Source organism: Mucilaginibacter sp. P4_E8, from assembly GCF_056401495.1.
This window is the reverse complement of sequence record NZ_JBFUJG010000092.1, coordinates 1-20945: the sequence shown is the minus strand read 5'-3', so window position 1 is coordinate 20945 and position 20945 is coordinate 1. Positions and strand designations below refer to the sequence as shown.

Below are 20945 nucleotides of genomic sequence, written 5' to 3'. Positions count from 1 at the left end.
ACCTTCATCATATTGTTTGCCGTATTTTATTATTTCAACATTTTGTTTTTTGGTATTACCAGTCCCGGAAATCATTATAGCCCATTTTTGGCCGAACATTTAAATTATATACAGACTTTACGCTCGCTATTATTAATCTGCAGTAAGCAAGTACTTAGCTGGCTGGGTTATGCTGTGATCACCAATCAATATGATCTGCTGGTTGCCGGCCGGGGCAGTATCCGCCTGGTTTACTCATGCCTGGGGTTTGGGCTTATTAGTTTTCTTTCGGCATTTGTGATAGCTTACCCCAAGCCATTAAAGGCTAAGATTATTTTTTTGATAACCGGCATTATTACCATCGAATTTTTAAATGTACTCCGGTTTGTATTGCTTGCCTTATTTTGGAATAAAAAAGATAATCAAATAATTGATCACCATACCATTTTTAATATCACCCTTTATATATTGATTATGATAAGCCTGTATTTTTGGGTTAAACATAACGACAAGGTTATTAAAGCTCATGCATAAAACCGATCTATCCACTTATAATAATCATCCTTTTCATCCGGGCGGTAATGCTTTAAAACGATTTTTATGGTATTATTTAAATGCTGTTTTTTTTAAAACCAGCCTTGTCCCTTCAAGCGGTTTTAAGGTATTTTTACTCCGGATGTTTGGTGCAAAAATTGGTAAAAATGTAACTATAAAACCTTGTGTCAACATAAAATATCCCTGGTTCCTGTGCATCGGCGATCAAACCTGGGTTGGCGAAAACGTGTGGATCGATAGCCTGGTCATGATCAAAATCGGTGCCCACGTATGCCTGTCGCAGGGAGCCGTACTGCTTACCGGCAGTCATGATTATAAAAAGACAACCTTTAACCTGATAACCAAAGGCCTAATTTTGGAAGACGGGGTATGGGTAGGCGCCGGTGCTATAGTAAACCTTGGCATTACCCTGGCAAGTCACTCCGTACTTACAAGTGGTTCTGTGGCAACAAAAAGCCTTGAACCTTACAGTGTTTACCAGGGTAACCCGGCTGTAAAGATCCGTGAGCGCAATATGGGCGCTTAGCTTAACTAAATTTTAATTAATATTGTGCCAATGCAAAAAACTTACATCCATCAGATTATACTCGCTGCTTTAGGTATAATGGTAATTATAATGGGTGTAATGATTTTCCTATATCCTACATCTATTTTTCCAGATTCGTGCTGGGGTTTCCAGGTATTGCGAAAAATGCAAATGGGCGGCGGTTTCAACATCGCTATTAAACCCGATCCATCTGATGTTGCAAAAGACTACTCTGAATTTTTAACATGGTGGTCACCCGGGCAATATTTGGTTCCTTATTTTTTCCAGTCACTTTTTGGTATTAATATAGGTCAGGCATCGGCTGTTACTTCTACTTTTTTTACCCTGCTGGGACTGGCCGGTTTTTATTCATTTTTTAGGAAGGTGGGTTTTACCCCTATCATCGCTTCCGTTAGCGTAGCAGTTATTGCATGCCAGCAAGCCTTTGTTATACCCTATGTTTTTTACAATGGCGGCGAGGTTTTAATTTTTGGCTTTGCCGGATGGTTCCTGTACGGTTGTGCTACTATTGACAAAACCGGGTGGAAACTTGCTGTATTTTTGTTGCTTTCAGGATGCCTGGGCTTTTTCTGTAAATCATCTTTTTTGTGGATGTACGGAGCAGGTTGTATTTATCTATGGCTAAAACTATCATCTGGCGAGCTCAATATCTGGGGATGGATAAAAAAAGGGATCTGGATAGCTATACCGGCTATAGCATCGTTGGCGGTGATCTATATTTTTTACTTATCTAAAGGTCAAAACCCGGCATCGGGCGGAATGGGTATCAAATTAACCTGGGAAACTTTTAGTTTCCCCCTGGCCTCGCCCATATTGGCAGGGCTCTCGGTTGATGATATTTTACATGGTTTAATATACCATGATGATGTTAGTATACTTAATCCATTCTGGTCACTAATTACGTTGCTGTTATCAGCTGTTTTGAGCGTTTTACTGATCATCAAAATTGTTCGCTATTTCCCGAATAAGAAATACACCTTGCTGCTTGTAGTTTTTTATTCGGTTTCGGTGGTGTTTTTTAGTTATAACTTTTTAAGGCAAGCCAATATATCATACGAAGCAAGGCATTTCCRCATTATCGGGCTGCTGATAACACCCGGCGTTGTTTATTTAGTAAGCAAATGGGGGCCTTTCTATAGGGTTGCATTTGGCTTAATTTGCTTTGGCATTGCATTTTTAAGCTTCAAATATTTTGCAGCAGGTTACAAACAAAATAAAACAGAAAATGCAAGGGGAACATCGGGTCTGTCACAGATGTTTATTGATCAACCTTCATTAAATTACATCATGGATCTGGACAGGAAAAACACCAATGCCCTTTTTGTATTCATCAGCCCAGATCTGGCCCTGGAGATAAATCATAACCGTTTCATAACCTTAGACCCCATCGACTCCGACATTGCAATTGATTATGACAGTTATGTGCATCAGGGACATGCCGGACCAATATTTATTTTGCTGCCGGCAAGTTACATGGGACCCAAATCAAACATTATACGTAAGTGCTTCCCAGGCTATAAAGGGTTCAGGATGGAAATGCTGAGCAATGATTACGTACTGTACTCGGCTAAATAATTCTTATAAGCAAAAAGCTGAAAGCTCAAAGCCCTCGATTTTATTGAAATCTTATAAGTTACCCTAATCAGCCATTTTCCGATATATCTCATCAGATCCTGAAGTTAAGCGATATATAAGGGTACCAGCCCTCAGTCGAATGTCCGGCTAATACCTGTATAATAGTCAGGCTTGCAGGCGAGAAGTATAAACCACCACCTACCCCCTGGTGCCATTGATCAGAATGCTCATCTTTTATCCACACCCTGCCCGCATCATAAAAGCCGGATAAACCCAATTCGCCCGGCAATATATAACTGGCTATCTTGGCTAACTTTATCCTGCCCTGCAGGTTATTAAACACCATGTGCTGCCCCGCGAAACGGTTTTGAAGATAACCCAGCAGGTTACCCTGGCCGCCCAGGAACATTGACTGATAAAAAGCCGGGTTACCGATACTTACCCCACCACCAATACGGTCTGAAAGAACGATAGTGCCCGATGAGTTAAGTTTTTGGTAATACGTAAACTCCGGTCTGATCTGCGCATACGATTTTGAATACGTGTTAAGGCCGCTATACCCCTGTATTACTACATTAAAATAAAATCCTTTTTTAGGTAAAATGTTATTATCACGCTGGTTGCTGATATAGTTAACAAGCAAGCCAACATGGGCTTTATCCTTGTTTAAGGTAAGACTATCATAGGAGTTGATGAGTGATGTTTGGTTAATGAACCTGCCTGCATTATCGGCTAAATCCATATGGTAAAACTGTAGTGAAGGACCGACACTCAGCGTACTCCCCTTGCCGGTATGCCACCGCAATGCAGGGTCAAATTGGTAGGTATCAAAACGGGTGCGGTAATACCTGCGGTAGCCATCAAATCTAAGAAGTTGTGTTGCATTACCCCTGCCAAAAAAGTTCATGGTATTGTCTGGGGCCTGTATAAAAGCCTGCATCGTAAAATCGGCCTTGCCTATGGCCTGTATCCACTCACCGTTATATTTTATCCGGAAAGCATCAGTAGCAAAAGCATGCGTGATCAATACCTGCTGTACGTTGGAGTATGGCAGTTTTCTAAAACCATCTTTACCAGTATATTTAAAGCCCAGCCCTAATAAAAAACCGTCGTCTTTATTCAATGCGGCTGTTGCCAATGGCATCCATACATTATACAAGTTTGTAGGTACAAAACGATTATTCAGTGTATCGTTTGACAAATGCTTGCTCAAGCGGTCTGCATCGCCTGTAAAACTGGTATTATCCTTAGGCCCGTAAACATGTACTTTACCATTGGATTGTTTAACATCATAAGTTTTGTTACCCGTACTGTCAACAATCCGTAATTTAATGGGCGATGTACTATTATTAATAATGACATGATCATTACCGGCTGCTGTGTATAATCTTATTTCCTGTGTAATATCAGGCTGATAGGTCATATCCATCAGTGTGCCTTTGGGCTCCCCATCTTTATTCAGTTTCTCAACAGCAATTCGCATAGCCTTATCAGGGGCATCGCTAATAGTGATCTGCTCGTTTTTATCAGTAGTATGAATATCAACTATCCGATTGATAAAATAATAATATTGCGACATGGCAGCCGGGATATTATCGCGGCGCTTTTTTAATATGTCAAGCAGTGCTGTATGACGCATATCATATGTTGCTTTGGGCAGGCGTTTAAGGCCGGCCTCCAGTACCTCATCAGTCTCGGCTTTTACAAAGTCATGCGCAATCTTCATCCACTGGTCATAGCTTATTTGAGCATCCGGATATTGTTTCATAAACCTTGTTTTAAACAAGGAGTATTTTACGCCCCGGAGATCACCTTTAAAGTTTCCCAATAACGGGTCTATCCAGGGTAATGCAGCAATAGTTGGAAATAAACCCTGGTTAACATGAAACACCTGGTCGCGATCACGGGGAACGGCCTGGTAGTTTTTGGCTTTACCATCCTTGTCAATCGCCCAGCGCCATTGATCCTCGTGCCTGTCCCAGTCACCTATCAGCAGGTCAAGCATGCGGGCGCGTAAAAAGCCAGCGCCATCAAACCGGTTATCGTAGTCTTCTATCAACTCACCCTTGGCTTTAAGTGTATTATCAGATTTCCCTGTAGGTTCGCGCTCTTCCAGCAGGCATATCATACCGGTAAATAGTTTGTTATACTGACCCAGTGCCGGGTCGGCTGCCACAACACCTATAACCGGGTTGGCATGTGGTACACCGGCGGCTTCGGCCAACGGCGGAACGATCAGTGCCGAGTAAGGGTGCTGGCCGCTAAATTCATCATCTACCCAATCAACCGCAAACGTACCCTGCAAACCTTCGGGCAATAATTTATCAGGTACTTTCTCCACACTACGCAGCACCCATTCCCTGCCGGTTTTATCTTCCAGCCGTAATGATTTGGATTGCAGGCCCCCGCCCTCTTTTATAGGTAACAGGCCACCATTAACCTGCGATATTTTAATAACCGGTAATTTTACAGGCTCCGCCCATTCTTTACGGAAGTTTTCGCCAAAAAACCAGCGGTGTATGCCGCTTACATCATTATAAGAGGGATGCACTTTAACAATAGTACTATCCGAAAATTTTTGCCATGACGATGGCTTTATTTCCTGAGCATAACTATACGCCGCTCCCAACAAAAGCAGCATTAATATTGGTAACTTTTTTTTCATAGCTATTAAGTTTTAAATACCATTCAGGTCAACTACCTTGTTATAAGTTACAGGCAGATGGTGGTTAGTATACCATTATTTTATTTTCCAACTTCTGATATATATAACTGATCATCAGTACAATCCCTGCTATAATGATATATCCAGACAATTCCTTTGATGTGGTAAGCGTAGTCTGCTGTGTAAATCTCGGTAAAAATCTGAAGCATTACCATTTGTATTTACAAGATAATTATTTATATTGATCTACCAACCAGATAGTTAAATGTTTTGTTGTTTGATCGTAGAAAAAACAGGTATTCATGCTTCGGCAGAATGAGATCTATGCAGGAACACGAAAGCGATCATACATAAGCGGTGCTGGAAAATGTAACCAGAAGATATTCGGCCCGGAAAGAACAGCAGAAATATTGAAATATTTTAACTTAAACCCATAAAATTACTTCGATCACTTAAGATTCTTCATAAGCATATATCACCCTTATGTAATGGGCAATGTAAACCAAAATGTACTGCCCTTACCTAATACACTGTCCACTCCTATCTGTCCGTGATGTTGTTTAATGATTTCCGTACAAATGTACAGACCAAGCCCTAAACCACCATATCTGCTGCCACTGTTATCTACACGGTAATAACGGTCAAAAAGGTAACGCAATTTTTCGGGTGGAATACCCGGGCCTTTATCAATAACCGATACTTTAACCATATTATTTATAGTTTCAATGCTGATCCGGATTTCGTTTGATTCCGGCGCATATTTTATCGCGTTGTTAACAAAATTGATCACCACCTGGTCAATACGGGTGGCATCGGCATAAACTTCAACATTCATGTCGCCTTTTGTAGTGATTTTATAAACCCCCTCTGTACGTACATGCTGGCAACATTCATCAATTACTTTTGACAGCACGAAGAGCTTGGGGCTTATGTGAAGCTGGCCTTCATTCGCCTTGCTTGCATTTAGCAGGTCTTCAATGAGGGTATTAACTTTATCTAAACTCTTATTTGCCTGTACAATAAGTTTAGGCAGCATGGCAGCCGTAGGATTATCCTTAATTCTATCCAGAAGTTGCAGAGAGGCTTTTAAACTGGTAAGCGGGGTCTTTAGTTCATGGCTGGCAATGCTGATAAAATCATCTTTTTGCTGTTGCAACAAGCGCAGTTCCTGAATATCTGTAGCAGTCCCTACCCAAAGCTGCATTTGACCTTCCTCATTCTTAATGGGCATTAGGCGGATCAGGTGCCAGCGGTAAAGTCCGTCTGCACGTTTCCCCCGGAGTTGAAATTCGCCCCCATCCCGGGTTTTCCTGATCAATCTGAACCAATTTAAACTATCTTTCAGATCATCGGGGTGAATTACCGTATTAAATCCCCATAATTCACTTTTTTTGCGATTTAGCCCGGTATAATCATACCATCTTTGGTTGTAAAAAATAACCTCACCATCAATCGTATTTGTCCAGGCAATTTGAGGGATGGTTTCCATCATGTTGCGAAACCGGCTTTCGCTTTCGGCCAAAGCGTTGGTGCGCCTCGTCACCCGTTCTTCCAGCTCCTGGTTCAATTGTAAAAGCTCGTGGTTAATTAATTTAACCTTTTCCTCCTGTTTAATAAGCAAGACATTCGCTACACTTAATTCCTCCTGCCTGACCTTTAAATTTCCGGATAAAATGACCAGGTCTGCCGCGCGGTTTTCTTTCTCTTTGTTTTGAAAAACAAGTTCTTTATTAGCAATAATAAGCTCCGCGGCCTGCGTTTTTAACTGGTCATCAATAATGATTTTTTCTTTCCGTACAATGCTGTCATTTAACGCCCGGCTAATTTTTGCGGATAGGGTGACCAGCGTATTTTTTGAAGCGTAGTCGGTAACACCACTTTTGATGAGCTCAACAACATTTTCTTCTCCTATAATTCCAGAAACTATAATAAAAGGAATGTGAGGATATTTACTTTGCTTGATACGAAAAGCGGTAATGGCATCGAACGAAGGAAGCGCATAATCAGATAATATAATATCCGGATTGAAATTTTTTAGCGCATGTTCAAACGCTAAACGGGTTTGAACAATTTCTGAAGTAAAACGTAATCCTGATTTTTTTAATTCGCGAAGCAGCAGATCAGCATCGCTCTGATTATCTTCCAGGATAAGTATTTTGGGATCGGCTGTCATGATTTGTACTATTTGATTCCTTACTATATATTTTTACTATCGTAAGGTAGTATCGGCTATTCATTTTAACATAAATCGGGATGCAGATGTGCTAAATCAATGGGGTGGCTGGCTTAATATCATCCAGTATAATCCAATCTCTTTTATCGCATTAAAAAAGTTATCGCTGTCAACTGGTTTTACGATATAACTGTTTGCGCCAAGTGCAAAGCATTCTTCTATATCAGGGCCTTCTTTTGATGAAGTAAGCATAACTACCGGTATCGACTTAGTGCCAGGATCTGACTTTATTTTTTCCAACACCTGCGTTCCTGATACCTTGGGCATTTTAAGATCCAACAGTATGACTTTAGGAAATTCTTTGGCATTCCGTGAAGTATAATTTCCCTTACAATAAATAAAATCAAGTGCTTCCGCGCCATCTACAACATGATGCAGTTTGTTTGTAAAGCCGCTTTTTGTAAGCGCGCGAATAGTTAGGATAGCATCATCCTCACTATCTTCCACAAATAAGATCTCAATGTTATCGTAGTCCATGTTTTTTTAATTTAATGTTTGATTTTATGTAAACTGAAATAGAAACAAGTTCCTTCGTTTAAAACCGATTCTGCCCAAACCGTTCCATTATGCCGCTGCACTATTTTTTGTACAATGGCCAAACCTATGCCCGTACCTTCAAATTCTTCCTGTGAATGCAAGCGCTGAAAAACCCCGAAAAGCTTATCATAATATTGCATATCAAATCCTGCTCCTTCATCTTTTACATAATAAACAATAAGATTATCCTTCTCATAGGCATTAATCTCTATACGGGTTGTAGGTTTATACCTGGAGTATTTAATTGCATTGGAAATTAAGTTGATCCATACCTGTTTGATCAGTGATTTATCTCCCTTAGCGGGGGGGAGTATTTTTACATTAAACTCCGGTATATTCTCACCTTCTTCAAATAATAATTCCTCTTGTACCAATTTAACAAGCGCGTTCATGTCAATATCCGAAAATGCAACCTGTTTTCTTCCCAATTTTGAAAACGCAAGCAGATCATCAATTAGCTCACCCATTTTTTTAGAATTGTGGATGATGGCGCGAAGGATTTTTGTTCCGTCGGTATCAAATTTTTCAGCATAATCTTCTACTAAAATTTTTGAATATCCATTGATGGCCCTGATCGGGGCACGCAAATCATGCGATACGGAATAGGAAAATGACTCAAGCTCTTTGTTAACAGATTCCAGCTGAGCTGTGCGTTCTATTACTTTTTGTTCTAATTCGTCATTCAATTTACGGATATCGTCCTCCGCGTTTTTTAGCTCCCTGTTCGCAATGATCAGTTCTTCGGCCCTCTTTTCCTTTTCCTTGTTTTGAAAAGCCAGCTCTTTATTAGCAATGATCAGTTCCGCAGCCCGGTTCTCTTTTTCTTCATTTTGAAAAGCCAGCTCTTTATTAGCAATGATCAGTTCCGCTGCCCGTTGTTCTTTTTCTTCATTCTGAAAAGCCAGCTCTTTATTGGCGATGATCAGTTCCGCTGCCCGGTTCTCTTTTTCTTCATTCTGAAAAGCCAGTTCTTTATTGGCTATGATCAGTTCTGCTGCCCGTTGTTCTTTCTCTTTATTTTGAAAAAGCAATTCTTTATTGGCTATGATCAGTTCCGCTGCACGGTTCTCTTTCTCTTCATTTTGATAGTCGAGTTCTTTATTCGCGATTATTAACTCTGCTGTGAGGTTTTCCTTTTCTCCAATTTTAAAGCCAGATTCCTTGCTGCCATCTTCACCCGGATCTTTTTTCATCATATCCTTAACTTGCAAAACGGTGTTTAAAAATTGAGATTAAATAAGGGATAATTTTTGCAGAGATTGGATTTACTTATCTGCGGAAGTTCCTAAAGCTAATACAATATTGTGAACTCACATAAACTTATATTCATATCGCATCTACCTTGTCTATAAATCATTTGTTTTTTTAAGGACACCGGCTGATATAGGACACTAACGGGCTAAAGGAGGTAAGGACGGTCTGGTTACTGACACCGTTGTAATAAACCGCTGGTTAAAAATATCTCAAGCCGTACAACGCAACCCGGAGGCTGAGCGCAGGACTAATGCGTTAATTCGATCCAAACAGGACAATGATCGCTGGTTTTTTCCCAGCCACGCACATGACGGTCAACACTGGCTGCTTTCAACCGGCTGTTGAGCTCCGGGCTGAGCAGGAAATGATCGATGCGCAAACCGGCATCACGGCCGTAGGCGTTGCGGAAATAATCATAAAAGGTATAGATCTTTTCGGTTGGATATAACTTGCGGATGGCATCTGTCCAGCCTTGCGCCAACAAATTATGAAAAGCCGCGCGGGTTTCAGGGCGAAACAAGGCATCGTCGAGCCAGCGTTCGGGTTTATAAACGTCCTGCTCGGTGGGCATCACGTTATAGTCTCCACATAGCACTACAGGGATTTTGCGGTTCAACAGGTCTTGTGCATGGGCGGTCAGGCGGTCAAACCATTGCAGCTTATAATCAAATTTGGGTCCCGGGGCGGGATTGCCGTTAGGCAGGTAAAGACAACCTATTACCACATCGTTTATGATGGCCTCGATGTAGCGACTGTGCAGATCCTCGGGATCACCGGGCAATCCTCGCTGTGATTCCTGAATATTACCGTCGCGGGATAAGATCGCCACACCGTTCCAACTCTTTTGTCCATGCCAGATGGCCCGGTAACCCGCATCATTAATGGCCTGTTCGGGAAATTTTTCCTGCGGCGCTTTGAGTTCCTGCAGACAAACCACATCCGGCGCGGTTTCTTGCAGCCAGCGGAGTAATACCGGTAAGCGTCCATTAACGCCATTAACATTGTACGTAGCTATTTTCATTTCACTTGATTCAACAGAAAACTAAGTTAAAAAATCAATTGCTATTCTCCATTAAAGTTCAATCAAATCTGCTGAAGTACCGTAAATGTGTATATCATTTACGGTATAGGGCCACTTATTCGCGACGCTGTGATGAAATATAGTTTTGTAAAACAATTGAACTGATTATCAGGAGTAATATTCCGACACAGATAACTACGTGAAAAAATGGAATTTTGAAAGTTGGTTCTTTTAAAATGACAGTTATATCCGGTATTAATATTCCGAATAATGGAAACAATACAAATATTCGAAATAAGGCGAGTATTTTCATTTTTCAGAAGTTTTGGATTTAACCTAAAGATTTGCAAAGATCACTATAGCGTCTTTAAAAAAACTGACWATTCACCTCATAAAACTGCCACAACTTTTAAACTATAGTTTGTTGCGATGATGATGATTTCATATTTTTACTTTCCCTGATTATAAATATCTTAATACTATGACCGAGACTGATCTGTTGGCTTCAAATTATATGTTTGACTTTGAATCTTTTATCAATCTGTCTCCTGATTTAATTTGTGTAGCAGGTTATGATGGCTATTTTAAAAAAATAAATCCCGCTGTTTCAGAAACACTTGGCTATAGTAACGACGAGCTTTTCTCCATGCCGATAAGTCATTTTATTCATGCAGATGATAAATTAATTACGGGCCGGAAAAGAGAAAAAATTCTAAAAGGCGTTCCACTTTTAAATTTCGAGAACAGATATATAACAAAATCGGGCGATACGGTATGGCTTGCCTGGACATCAATACCTATAAAAGCAGAACAGGTTGTTTTTGCAATTGCAAAAAACATCACCTATAAAAAAATTGAAGAATCTGAACAATTGTCATTACGCGGTATTCAAACCGGCAACAAACCTTTAACAGGTTCAGGCGCTGTGATATCCGCATCAGATCAAGCCTGGCTTTTTGAATTAGAGCAGTTAGTTAGAAAATATATCGGTAAGATTGATATCAATATTGGCATTTTAAGCGATGAACTTTCTATCAGTGAAAGGCAATTGTACAGGCGGTTCAAATCAATACTGGGTATAACTCCTAATCAATACATCCGAAGCATACGTTTACAGGTTGCGAAAGAAGCTATAGAAAGCGGTAAATACCGCACCGTTTCGGAAATATCGTATGCAGCAGGTTTTGACAGTCCGGCGTATTTCAGCAAATTGTTTAAAAATGTATACGGAACCGCTGTATATGACTACCTGTAAAGCAATTTGGATTTCCTTGCAAACCAACAAGAGCAAATACATGATCTTAACCCTTTACGCATAGCGGCTAACCGCAAGACAGTTTCGGAAAAGGGTTCGATTACCAAAGACCCGAAAAACAAATTATTGTAACATTTATATTAATTATGCGAGATTAGACATAGAATGATTTTATTCTTTAAATTGGCCTCACCGTTATAAGTGATCTTATTTTGCCATTAATGACTTAATAAATTAAGTTAATATGCTTTTGATTTTAAATATAGTTTTCCTGATTTCGTTCCTGGCTTTTGCCTATTTAAATTTTAATGATGTTGATTGGTACCTATGGGTACCCATATATTTAAGTGCTGCCGTATGTTGCGGGCTGGCTGCTTTTGGTAAGTTTTACCCGCTTATTTACATTTTACTTACAGCCTTTTATCTTGTTTATGCAGCAATACTTTTTTTTCAAAAAGATGGCGTACGTGATTGGATAACTAAATATAATAAACCGAGTTTGGTTGAAAGTATGCAGGCAACTAAGCCTTATATTGAAAAAACAAGAGAGTTTTTTGGTTTACTTATTATAGCCGGGGCATTACTAATTAATTATTTTGCGCTTTAACAATAGGTTATGATCACCTACAATAAAGAGGAATTAAACGCGGTGATCGCGGACATAATCCAGGATAATATCGACCCGGTTTCCTGGGCCTGGCTCAGTGCAGACAATAATATAATTAATAACACTGCTTTTAATACAGCTTTCGTTATGATACCGCGTAAAACTGGTAAAGCGATCATTACTGTAACGCAAAGACAACAAGAGCTATTAGCATCTATCAGACCAGGTTTTGCAATCGATTACTGGACTGCTGATAGGCTGAGCAGGGTTTGGTTGTTAATTCGATATGACAATGCCGATAAAGACAGGTATTTTCAAGTGATCGAAAACCTTTTTTCGGTTGCTGAAATGAATGAACAGGTTGCTTTATATTCAGCCCTTCCATTGTTATCTCACCCTAAATTATGGGTAAAACGCTGTGCGGAAGGTATCAGGAGTAATATTGGAATAGTATTAGAAGCTATAATGTACAATAATCCCTATCCGGCCGAAAACCTGGAGGAAGCGGCATGGAATCAAATGGTTTTGAAAGCTTTCTTTACCGAAAAGCAGGTGGATAAATTATACGGATTAGATACCAGGGCCAACAAAGAACTTGCACGCATATTGATTGATTATGCTAAGGAACGCTATGCTGCCGGCAGGGAAGTGAATAGCATGCTTTGGTACCTGGTTGAAAAGTTTGTTACTCAGGAGCAATTGAACAATATGAAACAAGGTCATTTTTACGGCAATGAATTGTTAACATAAAAAATATTTAAAATGTGTTGTAGCCATAATACAGAAGAAAGAAGTGTGCCGTTGGAGCAATCAACAGAGAAATTTGACATGGATTTAATAAAGGGTATGAAATTTTTCGACCCCCATGTACACATGACATCGCGCACTACCGATGATTACCAGGCCATGGCTGATGCAGGCATAGTTGCACTTATAGAACCATCTTTTTGGTTAGGTCAACCGCGTACGGGTGTAGACAGCTTTAAGGACTATTATAGCAGTCTTGTAGGTTGGGAAAGATTCCGCTCATCGCAGTTTGGGATAAAGCACTACTGCACCATAGGCCTCAACTCAAGGGAAGCAAATAATGAAGCGCTGGCCGAGCAGGTTATGGAAATGCTGCCGCTGTTTATATATAAAGATGGTGTTGTTGGCATTGGCGAAATAGGATTTGACGATCAAACCGCTGCCGAAGAAAAATATTATCGTTTGCAGCTTGACCTGGCAAAAGAATCCGGTTTACCGGTACAGATCCATACGCCCCACCGTGATAAAAAACGCGGAACCCAACGCAGTATGGATATAGCTATTGAACATGGGCTCGATCCGCATATGGTAATTGTTGACCACAACAACGAGGAAACCGTAAAAGAGGTACTGGACAGGGGCTTTTGGGCAGCCTTTACCATTTATCCGTTTACCAAGATGGGCAACCAGCGCATGGTGGAAATTACAAAGCAATATGGCCCTGAGCGTATCATGGTCAATTCTGCAGCAGACTGGGGCATCAGTGACCCGATGGCGGTACCAAAGACAGCCGCTTTAATGAAACTTAACGGGATAAGTCTTGCCGATATCGAACTGGTTACCTATCGTAACGCCATTACTGCTTTTGCCCAAAGCGGCCAGATTAACGAAGCTGATTTTATTACCGCCATAGACCAAAGCGCCAAGTTTGAGGGGAACAGTATTTTACGCGGCGGTCAGCAGCCCCGTATCAATAAATCTTCCATTATTATTAGTTAAGCATTTTGGAAAAAATATTGGTTTACCTGCGTATGATGAGGCCTGCTAATGTTGTGACCTCGGTTGCTGATGTGTTGGCGGGTGCAGCTATAGCGGGTGTTTTTTCAGGAGCGATTTTCCAGGATCATTTGCAAGCCATTATAATGCTTTGCTTTTCAACCGCTTGTCTGTATGGTGGCGGTATTGTATTTAACGATGTTTTTGATGCTGACCTGGACAAGATAGAACGCCCGGAACGTGCTATCCCAAGCGGACGGGTCAGCCTGCAGCAGGCTTCGGTATTCGGCAGTATCCTTTTACTTGCAGGTGTTATATCCGCAGGCTTAGTTAGCACGGTATCTGCTTCATTGGCAGTGGGAATAAGTCTTTTTGCCTTGTTATATAATAAGATCAGTAAGCATCATCACTTTTGGGGACCGCTTAATATGGGGCTTTGCAGGGGCTTAAACTTACTTTTGGGCATGAGCATCTTAACCGAAGTTTTACCGCAATGGTATTTTCTGGCCATTGTACCCATTGTTTATATTTTTTCAATTACGATGATCAGTCGTGGCGAAGTGCATGGCGGCGGCAAGCAAAATTTATATATCGCGGCCATATTATATAGCATCGTAACAGGTTTTATCCTCTACTTTTCATACCTTAATAATAAGCTGCTTTTATCCGCCATTATCCTGATCCCATTTTTGTGGATGATATTTAAGCCGTTGATCAAGGCAATTCAAAATCCGATAGGTAAAAATATAGGAGGCGCCGTTAAAGCCGGCGTTATTTCATTGATACTGATGGATGCGGCCTGGGCGGCAACATTCAGCACTATTTACGCGGCATTGATCATAGCCTGTTTACTGCCTTTATCTATTTGGCTGGCAAAGATCTTTGCTGTTACTTAATTAATAAATTTAGAACGTTCTTTATTCTGTACATGAAGCATTTATCTCAATCATTTTCTGTTAAGTTTGAATACCAGGTTTACTTTACCGCTGGCATTTTCAACAAGACTAATACACTTTTTAATGATTTTTTGCTCAGCTCCGCTACATCCCATTCATTGCGCAAAATACTGTTCGTTGCCGATAAGGGTGTTATTGACGCGAATCCGAAGCTGATAGCAGAAATACAAGCATATTTTTCTTTTTATAACTCCGTTCAGCTCATTCAGGATGTTTTAATTGTACCGGGTGGCGAGGATGTTAAAAATGATATAGTTTATTTTAACCAGGTTGTTGAGGCTGTTAATACGTATGGTATTGACAGGCACTCCTACATTGTGGCAATTGGCGGTGGCTCGGTGCTTGACATGGTGGGTTACGCCGCCGCGGTATCTCATCGTGGTATTAAACATATACGCATACCTACCACCGTATTATCACAAAATGATTCGGGCATTGGAGTAAAAAACGGTATCAACTTTTTTTCTAAGAAAAACTTTTTAGGAACATTTGCGCCGCCAACGGTTGTTTTTAATGATGAACAGTTTTTAGAAACCCTTACCGACCGTGATTGGCGCTCTGGAATTTCTGAAGCGGTAAAGGTTGCTTTATTAAATGACGCGGAGTTTTTTAACTGGATAGAAAAAAATGTAGCAGCTTTGGTTCAACGGGATATGGCTACAATGAATTACCTGATCTGGAAGTGCGCGCAACTCCATATGGATCATATAGCCGGTGCAGACCCGTTTGAAAGCGGCTCGTCGCGACCGCTTGATTTTGGGCACTGGAGCGCCCACAAACTGGAGTACTTAAGCAATTTTGAAGTACGCCACGGCGAAGCAGTAGCCATGGGCATTGCGCTCGATACGGTTTATTCTGATCTTTCCGGCCGTATATCATCTCAGGAAAGTAACCGGATAATCCAAACATTGCAAAACCTGGGCTTTGAAGTTTCACATAGCCTGTTACAGGTTGATAAAGAGAACAGCCCGATATTGGCCGGTCTGGAAGAGTTTCGTGAACATTTGGGCGGCCAGTTAACCATTATGCTTTTGAATGGCATTGGCGAAGGCGAGGAAGTGCATGAGATCGACACCGAAATATTAAAGCAAGCCAGTAAAAAACTGGGTGAAATGCAAGGACTTAAATTGCAATAATTAATATAATTATGAAGCTTACAGCAGGACATTTAACCTATTGTACCAATATACATGCAGGCGAAAACTGGGCAGATCATTTCAATGCTTTAAAACTTAGCTTTCCGGAGATAAAGAAGCAACTATCACCGGATGCACCAATGGGCATTGGGCTGCGTTTGTCAAATATTGCCAGTATCGAGATCCTGCAGGGTAATAATTTGCTACAGTTTAAACAGTGGCTGCAACTTCATGAAGGTTATGTATTTACCATGAATGGCTTCCCTTATGGCGGGTTTCACAACGTAATAGTTAAGGATCAGGTACACGCACCCGATTGGACAACAACCGACCGTTTGGACTATACCATAAGACTTTTCAAGATCCTGGCTTATTTATTACCTGAAGGCATGGAAGGTGGCATATCAACATCTCCCTTAAGCTATAAACATTGGTTTAGCAATGAGCCAGAACTCGAAGCGGCCAAACTTGAGGCTACCAGGAATATATTGCGGGTGGCTACAGAACTTCATATCATAAAACAACAAACCGGGGCTTCATTACATTTGGATATAGAACCTGAACCCGATGGGATTCTGGAAACAGGAAGTGAGTTCATACAATGGTTCGAGGAAATTTTGCTGCCACAGGGCGTTGGCTTTTTTCAGGAGGAATTTAAAATGCCGGCTACCGAAGCTCAAAACATCATTAAAGAACATGTGAATTTATGTTATGATGTTTGTCATTTCGCTATAGGTTATGAACCCCATGAAATCATCATTAATGAACTGGCCCAAAAGGGGATAAAAGTAGGCAAGATCCAGATTAGCGCTGCACTCAAAGCGGCATTTGATACATCATCCGAAAACCGGCAGCTAATCCTATCTGAGTTTAGAAAATTTGATGAACCTACCTATCTTCACCAGGTTATTGCCAGGCTTACGGATGGAAAATTATTACGGTACCCTGATCTGCCCGAAGCATTAACAGCGACTGATGATGCCCGGGAATGGAGGGCACATTTCCACGTGCCTGTATTTTTAGAAAGCTTTGGTCTGCTCCAATCTACACAAGCCGATATTATAAAAGTATTGGGTATACAGGCACAAAACCCTTTCACAAACCACCTTGAAGTAGAAACCTATACCTGGGGCGTATTGCCCGATGCATTAAAGATCCCGCTTACCCAATCTATCATAAGAGAGTTGGAGTGGGTTAAGAATGAATTAACAAACTGATTGCTATGATGAATAAAACGGTTGTTATTGATATTGTAGGATTATCTACCGCTGTAATTGGCGAGCGTACGCCTTTTTTAAAAAAGTATATCGCACAAAAAAAACTGACTACTATTGAGCCGCTTTTGCCCGCTGTAACCACCGCTGTGCAATCAGCCTATCTCACCGGAAAGTACCCGGCCGAAAATGGTATAGTAGGCAACGGATGGTATGACCGCATTGACAGTGAAGTTAAATTCTGGAAACAATCAAACAAGCTGGTAAGCGGAGAAAAGATATGGGATAAAGCCAAAAAAGAAGACCCATCTTTTACTTCATCGATGATGTTTTGGTGGTATAATATGTATTCTACTGCCGATTATTCGGTAACACCAAGACCAAATTACCTGGCTGATGGCAGAAAAATGCCCGATTGCTATTCGCACCCTGCGGAATTGCGCGATGTACTTCAGGAAAAGCTGGGGCAGTTTCCGCTGTTTCAATTCTGGGGTCCGGGAGCAAATATCAAATCGAGCAAATGGATAGCAGACGCGTCCATGTATACTGACGACCTGCACAACCCTACCCTTACCTTAATTTATTTGCCGCATTTAGATTACTGCCTTCAAAAATTCGGACCTGATGAATCAAAAATAGCTAAGGAGCTTGGAGAAATAGACGCTTTGGTTGAAGAGCTGGTTACTTTTTATGAAAAGAAAAAAGCGCGTATCATCCTGCTGTCCGAGTATGGTATCGCGCCGGTAAACAACCCCATACATTTAAACCGTTTATTCCGCGAGCATAATCTACTACAGATCCGTGTGGAGCGGGGCTTAGAACTACTTGATCCCGGCGCTTCAAAAGCGTTTGTTGTTGCCGATCACCAGATAGCCCATGTATATATTAATGATCCGTCGGTAACCGAGCAGGTAAAAGCTTTATTAAAAACAGTGCCGGGTATTGAGTTTGTGCTCGACCGGGATGAGCAGGCCGCTTATCACATTAACCATGAGCGTGCCGGGGATTTGGTGTTAATGGCTGCTGAGAACAGCTGGTTTACCTATTATTTTTGGCTTGATGATGCCAAAGCACCTGATTATGCCCGTGTGGTTGATATTCATAAGAAACCGGGTTATGACCCTGTAGAAATGTTTATGACCTCAAAAGCCCGTGCAGGCTACAAATTGCTGCGTAAAAAAGCAGGGTTCCGATACGTAATGGATGTTATTCCGTTAGATGCCACATTGATCAAAGGGTCACATGGGCGGGTGGGTGTTCCTGAAAAGTATAAACCTGTATTAATAACCGAAAATAATGTTTCGCAGGATAGCGTTGCTCCCGTTGATGTTTTTGATATTATCTGGCAGCATTTAAACGATAAAGCAACAATTTGAATTTAGGTAGAAAATTGGGGCAAAATCTATTTTAAAGACCTTGCCCCATAAAGGCCGACTAACGATACTAAATTCGACAGCCTCTTTTAAATGATTATTTTACCACTGTAGCCTCCAGTTCAACCTTTAATGTTTCAAAAAGGCTTTTCACTTCTAACAAAGTGAGGGCTTGTTTAACGCCATGCTTAGCTATCCAATCTTGAAAAATTTGAAAGTGAGGCCAAAGCTCTGCTGTCGAAGTGGTATAGATATTTAACCTAACAATACCTTTGCATTCGTATCCGGCCTCGCTGATAACTTTTTCCAGGTTCTGCAGGGCCTGAATTAATTGGGATTTCATGTCTTCGTTACTCGATATTCCATCAGCGCTTATAGCCGTCTGCCCCGAAACATATAGCGTGCTTTCCACATGTTTTACCTCAACGGCTTGCACATAACTGCGTCTATCCTGCCATTGCCAGGGATTAATGATTCTTTTTTCCATGTTATTGGGGTTTTTAGTTTGTGCCAATACAGGCACCGTAGTGATTAATATTAATGCTAAAAGTTCTGCTATTTTTTTCATGATCGCAGTTTAAAATGTACACTGCAAAGTTGTGAATAGCACCTGGAATTGAGCGTTGACAAACCTCACGATTATAAAGTGAGGTATATCACACTAAGGGGTTAATCTGCTTAGGGTTTCGCGCGAAACACCCAGATAGGCGGCAAGGAGGCTTTTGGGTACGCGCTGTATAAGTGAGGGGTATTGTTTAAGGAGCTGTTCATAACGCTCTTTGGCGTTAGACGTTAGCCAGGATATGATGCGCCGCTGTGATCCGATAAAACCAAAATTTGCTTTTTCAAGGAAGAAACGTTCCATCTTTTGGAGACCATCGCATAGCTTCTTGTAGTTTTCGAGCGAAAGGCAGAATACCTCGGTATCTTCAACGCACTCTAACGACATTGTAGCTTCAGTCTGCGTGTAATAGGCATAAAAATCGCTTTCCCACCAGTCTTCCATAGCAAAAGAAACAATGTGCTGCTTTCCCGTATCATCGGTATACACAAGCTTTAAAAGTCCGGAAACTACAAAGTAGTGATACTTTACCGCTTCACCTTGTTGAATAAGGAACTGGTGTTTCTTAAACTTTTTAACGGTAAAATGAGTACACACGAATGCAAACTCATCATCACTAAGTGGTACTATCTTCTCTATATGTTCCCTTAGTTTGTCCTGCATGGAGTAAGCGGATAAAGATACGCCCGAAGTTAATGCATTCAAGGCAATTTTAAATTAGTTGATCATCTATTCTGATTTAAAAACCTCTTATATTCTCTAAGTTTTTTCAACCATTTCTTAGCTATTTTGCTGATTGTTAAGTATTTCCTATATTAGATAACCAATTAATCCTGTCATGCCCTACCCCTCTTTTAGTGATTTAAATGCAAATCTAATTTTAATGTATGCCCGGTTTGGTTTTGGTATCATCAATACAAACAATCAACTATAAACAAAACTAAAATGGAAAAAATCTCAACCGAAGTTTATGAAAAAATAGACAACGATCTTTACAATGCAAATGGTGATATCTGGTGGAGACCCGACACCGTACTGCATCTTTTAAAAACCAGCGTTAACCCTTGTCGCGTTGGCTATTTAAAGAAAGTACTTACCAGGCTAAATATAAACCCGGTGGGGATGACAGCATTGGAAGTTGGCTCGGGCGGGGGAATACTTACAGAAGAAATATGCAAATTAGGTTTTGAAACAACAGGCATTGAACCCTCTGAAAACTCGAGGGATACAGCCATAAATCATGCTAAACAAAGCGGCTTAAACATAAAATACGACCAGGGTTTTGCAGAAAATTTGCCTTACCCCGATCAATCTTTTGATTGTGTGGTGTGTTGTGATGTACTGGAGCATGTTATGGATTTGCCTAAAGTAATTTCCGAAATCTCGAGGGTACTAAAACCTAACGGATTATTCTTTTATGATACGCTAAACCGAACTTTTGTTAGCAAATTGGTAGCCATTAAAATTTGGCAGGAATGGAAACGCTGGGCCTTTATGCCTCCAAACCTGCACAACTGGAATATGTTTATTAAGCCCGGAGAGTTAAAAACCTTATTAGCCAAAAACAATTTAGACTGGAAAGAACACAGAGGTTCATCTCCAAGTGTTTCAATCCCGACAATGTTAGGCTATTTGCGAAAAAGAGTAAAAGGAATATGGACCTTTGCCGAACTTGGAGAGAATTTCCTTTTGGTTGAAAGCAACGATATGAATATTTTGTATATGGGTTATGC

The 20945-nt window shown here is 40.8% G+C and carries 19 protein-coding genes; 12 read left to right on the top strand and 7 right to left on the bottom strand.

The window, feature by feature from the left end:
* The 3 genes from xrtY to AC1DRQ_RS22835 form a co-directional block, all read left to right on the top strand.
* Positions 1 to 513, top strand: a 513-nt coding sequence (gene xrtY, locus AC1DRQ_RS22845; RefSeq protein WP_477427148.1) for an exosortase Y, incomplete at its 5' end; no start/stop codon positions are given.
* The gene (locus AC1DRQ_RS22840; protein WP_477427146.1) at positions 506 to 1060 is read left to right on the top strand and encodes a WcaF family extracellular polysaccharide biosynthesis acetyltransferase; all 555 of its coding nucleotides are present in this window, start codon (positions 506 to 508) and stop codon (positions 1058 to 1060) included. The genes xrtY and AC1DRQ_RS22840, both read left to right, overlap by 8 nt.
* Before the next feature lie 30 nt (positions 1061 to 1090).
* Complete coding sequence (locus tag AC1DRQ_RS22835; protein WP_477427144.1) at positions 1091 to 2656, top strand: hypothetical protein; 1566 nt, start codon at positions 1091 to 1093, stop codon at positions 2654 to 2656.
* A gap of 91 nt (positions 2657 to 2747) precedes the next feature.
* On the opposite strand, the gene AC1DRQ_RS22830 is transcribed toward AC1DRQ_RS22835, so the two are convergent.
* The 5 genes from AC1DRQ_RS22830 to xth all read right to left on the bottom strand — a co-directional run bounded on the left by AC1DRQ_RS22830 (position 2748) and on the right by xth (position 10366).
* Positions 2748 to 5321: a BamA/TamA family outer membrane protein gene (locus tag AC1DRQ_RS22830; RefSeq protein WP_477427142.1), complete on the bottom strand. Its 2574-nt coding sequence runs from the start codon at positions 5319 to 5321 to the stop codon at positions 2748 to 2750.
* Between the two features lie 481 nt (positions 5322 to 5802).
* Positions 5803 to 7494: a sensor histidine kinase gene (locus tag AC1DRQ_RS22825; RefSeq protein ID WP_477427140.1), complete on the bottom strand. Its 1692-nt coding sequence runs from the start codon at positions 7492 to 7494 to the stop codon at positions 5803 to 5805.
* Between the two features lie 96 nt (positions 7495 to 7590).
* Positions 7591 to 8031, bottom strand: a complete 441-nt coding sequence (locus AC1DRQ_RS22820; RefSeq protein ID WP_477427138.1) for a response regulator — start codon at positions 8029 to 8031, stop codon at positions 7591 to 7593.
* A gap of 11 nt (positions 8032 to 8042) precedes the next feature.
* The gene (locus AC1DRQ_RS22815; RefSeq protein ID WP_477427136.1) at positions 8043 to 9287 is read right to left on the bottom strand and encodes a sensor histidine kinase; all 1245 of its coding nucleotides are present in this window, start codon (positions 9285 to 9287) and stop codon (positions 8043 to 8045) included.
* Positions 9288 to 9592: 305 nt separating this feature from the next.
* A complete protein-coding gene (xth, locus tag AC1DRQ_RS22810) occupies positions 9593 to 10366 on the bottom strand; it encodes an exodeoxyribonuclease III (protein WP_477427134.1) in 774 nt (257 codons plus the stop codon).
* Positions 10367 to 10847: 481 nt separating this feature from the next.
* On the opposite strand from xth, the gene AC1DRQ_RS22805 reads away from it, so the two are divergent.
* From AC1DRQ_RS22805 to AC1DRQ_RS22770, 8 genes are all read left to right on the top strand, one after another.
* Complete coding sequence (locus AC1DRQ_RS22805) at positions 10848 to 11621, top strand: helix-turn-helix transcriptional regulator (protein WP_477427132.1); 774 nt, start codon at positions 10848 to 10850, stop codon at positions 11619 to 11621.
* Between the two features lie 244 nt (positions 11622 to 11865).
* Entirely contained in the window at positions 11866 to 12228 is a 363-nt protein-coding gene (locus tag AC1DRQ_RS22800) for a transmembrane 220 family protein (protein WP_429395213.1), read from the top strand.
* A gap of 9 nt (positions 12229 to 12237) precedes the next feature.
* Positions 12238 to 12978 (top strand): EboA domain-containing protein, encoded by a 741-nt coding sequence (locus AC1DRQ_RS22795; RefSeq protein ID WP_477427129.1) that lies wholly within the window; start codon positions 12238 to 12240, stop codon positions 12976 to 12978.
* Between the two features lie 96 nt (positions 12979 to 13074).
* A complete protein-coding gene (locus AC1DRQ_RS22790) occupies positions 13075 to 13974 on the top strand; it encodes a TatD family hydrolase (RefSeq protein ID WP_477427127.1) in 900 nt (299 codons plus the stop codon).
* Between the two features lie 5 nt (positions 13975 to 13979).
* Positions 13980 to 14867 (top strand): UbiA-like protein EboC, encoded by an 888-nt coding sequence (eboC, locus tag AC1DRQ_RS22785; RefSeq protein ID WP_477427125.1) that lies wholly within the window; start codon positions 13980 to 13982, stop codon positions 14865 to 14867.
* Positions 14868 to 14899: 32 nt separating this feature from the next.
* Positions 14900 to 16063, top strand: a complete 1164-nt coding sequence (locus tag AC1DRQ_RS22780; RefSeq protein WP_477427123.1) for a 3-dehydroquinate synthase — start codon at positions 14900 to 14902, stop codon at positions 16061 to 16063.
* A gap of 11 nt (positions 16064 to 16074) precedes the next feature.
* On the top strand, positions 16075 to 17280 hold the full coding sequence (gene eboE, locus AC1DRQ_RS22775) for a metabolite traffic protein EboE (RefSeq protein ID WP_477427121.1): 1206 nt from the start codon (positions 16075 to 16077) through the stop codon (positions 17278 to 17280).
* Between the two features lie 5 nt (positions 17281 to 17285).
* Positions 17286 to 18653: an alkaline phosphatase family protein gene (locus AC1DRQ_RS22770; RefSeq protein WP_477427119.1), complete on the top strand. Its 1368-nt coding sequence runs from the start codon at positions 17286 to 17288 to the stop codon at positions 18651 to 18653.
* Between the two features lie 94 nt (positions 18654 to 18747).
* Here the strand turns inward: AC1DRQ_RS22770 and AC1DRQ_RS22765 are convergent, their stop codons facing one another.
* Positions 18748 to 19218, bottom strand: coding sequence for a RidA family protein (locus tag AC1DRQ_RS22765; RefSeq protein ID WP_477427117.1), 471 nt, complete (start codon positions 19216 to 19218; stop codon positions 18748 to 18750).
* A gap of 93 nt (positions 19219 to 19311) precedes the next feature.
* The gene (locus AC1DRQ_RS22760; RefSeq protein ID WP_477427115.1) at positions 19312 to 19917 is read right to left on the bottom strand and encodes a Crp/Fnr family transcriptional regulator; all 606 of its coding nucleotides are present in this window, start codon (positions 19915 to 19917) and stop codon (positions 19312 to 19314) included.
* A 240-nt stretch (positions 19918 to 20157) separates the two neighbouring features.
* On the opposite strand from AC1DRQ_RS22760, the gene ubiG reads away from it, so the two are divergent.
* Positions 20158 to 20945: bifunctional 2-polyprenyl-6-hydroxyphenol methylase/3-demethylubiquinol 3-O-methyltransferase UbiG (gene ubiG / locus AC1DRQ_RS22755; RefSeq protein ID WP_477427113.1), on the top strand; the 788-nt coding region annotated here is incomplete at its 3' end.

Bases quoted from the DNA above. Each gene is read 5' to 3' on its own strand.
- AC1DRQ_RS22840 (WP_477427146.1), top strand. From the start codon at position 506: ATGCATAAAACCGATCTATCCACTTATAATAATCATCCTTTTCATCCG.
- AC1DRQ_RS22830 (WP_477427142.1), bottom strand. From the start codon at position 5,321: ATGAAAAAAAAGTTACCAATATTAATGCTGCTTTTGTTGGGAGCGGCG.
- AC1DRQ_RS22825 (WP_477427140.1), bottom strand. From the start codon at position 7,494: ATGACAGCCGATCCCAAAATACTTATCCTGGAAGATAATCAGAGCGAT.
- AC1DRQ_RS22820 (WP_477427138.1), bottom strand. From the start codon at position 8,031: ATGGACTACGATAACATTGAGATCTTATTTGTGGAAGATAGTGAGGAT.
- AC1DRQ_RS22815 (WP_477427136.1), bottom strand. From the start codon at position 9,287: ATGATGAAAAAAGATCCGGGTGAAGATGGCAGCAAGGAATCTGGCTTT.
- xth (WP_477427134.1), bottom strand. From the start codon at position 10,366: ATGAAAATAGCTACGTACAATGTTAATGGCGTTAATGGACGCTTACCG.
- AC1DRQ_RS22805 (WP_477427132.1), top strand. From the start codon at position 10,848: ATGACCGAGACTGATCTGTTGGCTTCAAATTATATGTTTGACTTTGAA.
- AC1DRQ_RS22800 (WP_429395213.1), top strand. From the start codon at position 11,866: ATGCTTTTGATTTTAAATATAGTTTTCCTGATTTCGTTCCTGGCTTTT.
- AC1DRQ_RS22795 (WP_477427129.1), top strand. From the start codon at position 12,238: ATGATCACCTACAATAAAGAGGAATTAAACGCGGTGATCGCGGACATA.
- AC1DRQ_RS22790 (WP_477427127.1), top strand. From the start codon at position 13,075: ATGAAATTTTTCGACCCCCATGTACACATGACATCGCGCACTACCGAT.
- AC1DRQ_RS22780 (WP_477427123.1), top strand. From the start codon at position 14,900: ATGAAGCATTTATCTCAATCATTTTCTGTTAAGTTTGAATACCAGGTT.
- eboE (WP_477427121.1), top strand. From the start codon at position 16,075: ATGAAGCTTACAGCAGGACATTTAACCTATTGTACCAATATACATGCA.
- AC1DRQ_RS22770 (WP_477427119.1), top strand. From the start codon at position 17,286: ATGATGAATAAAACGGTTGTTATTGATATTGTAGGATTATCTACCGCT.
- AC1DRQ_RS22765 (WP_477427117.1), bottom strand. From the start codon at position 19,218: ATGAAAAAAATAGCAGAACTTTTAGCATTAATATTAATCACTACGGTG.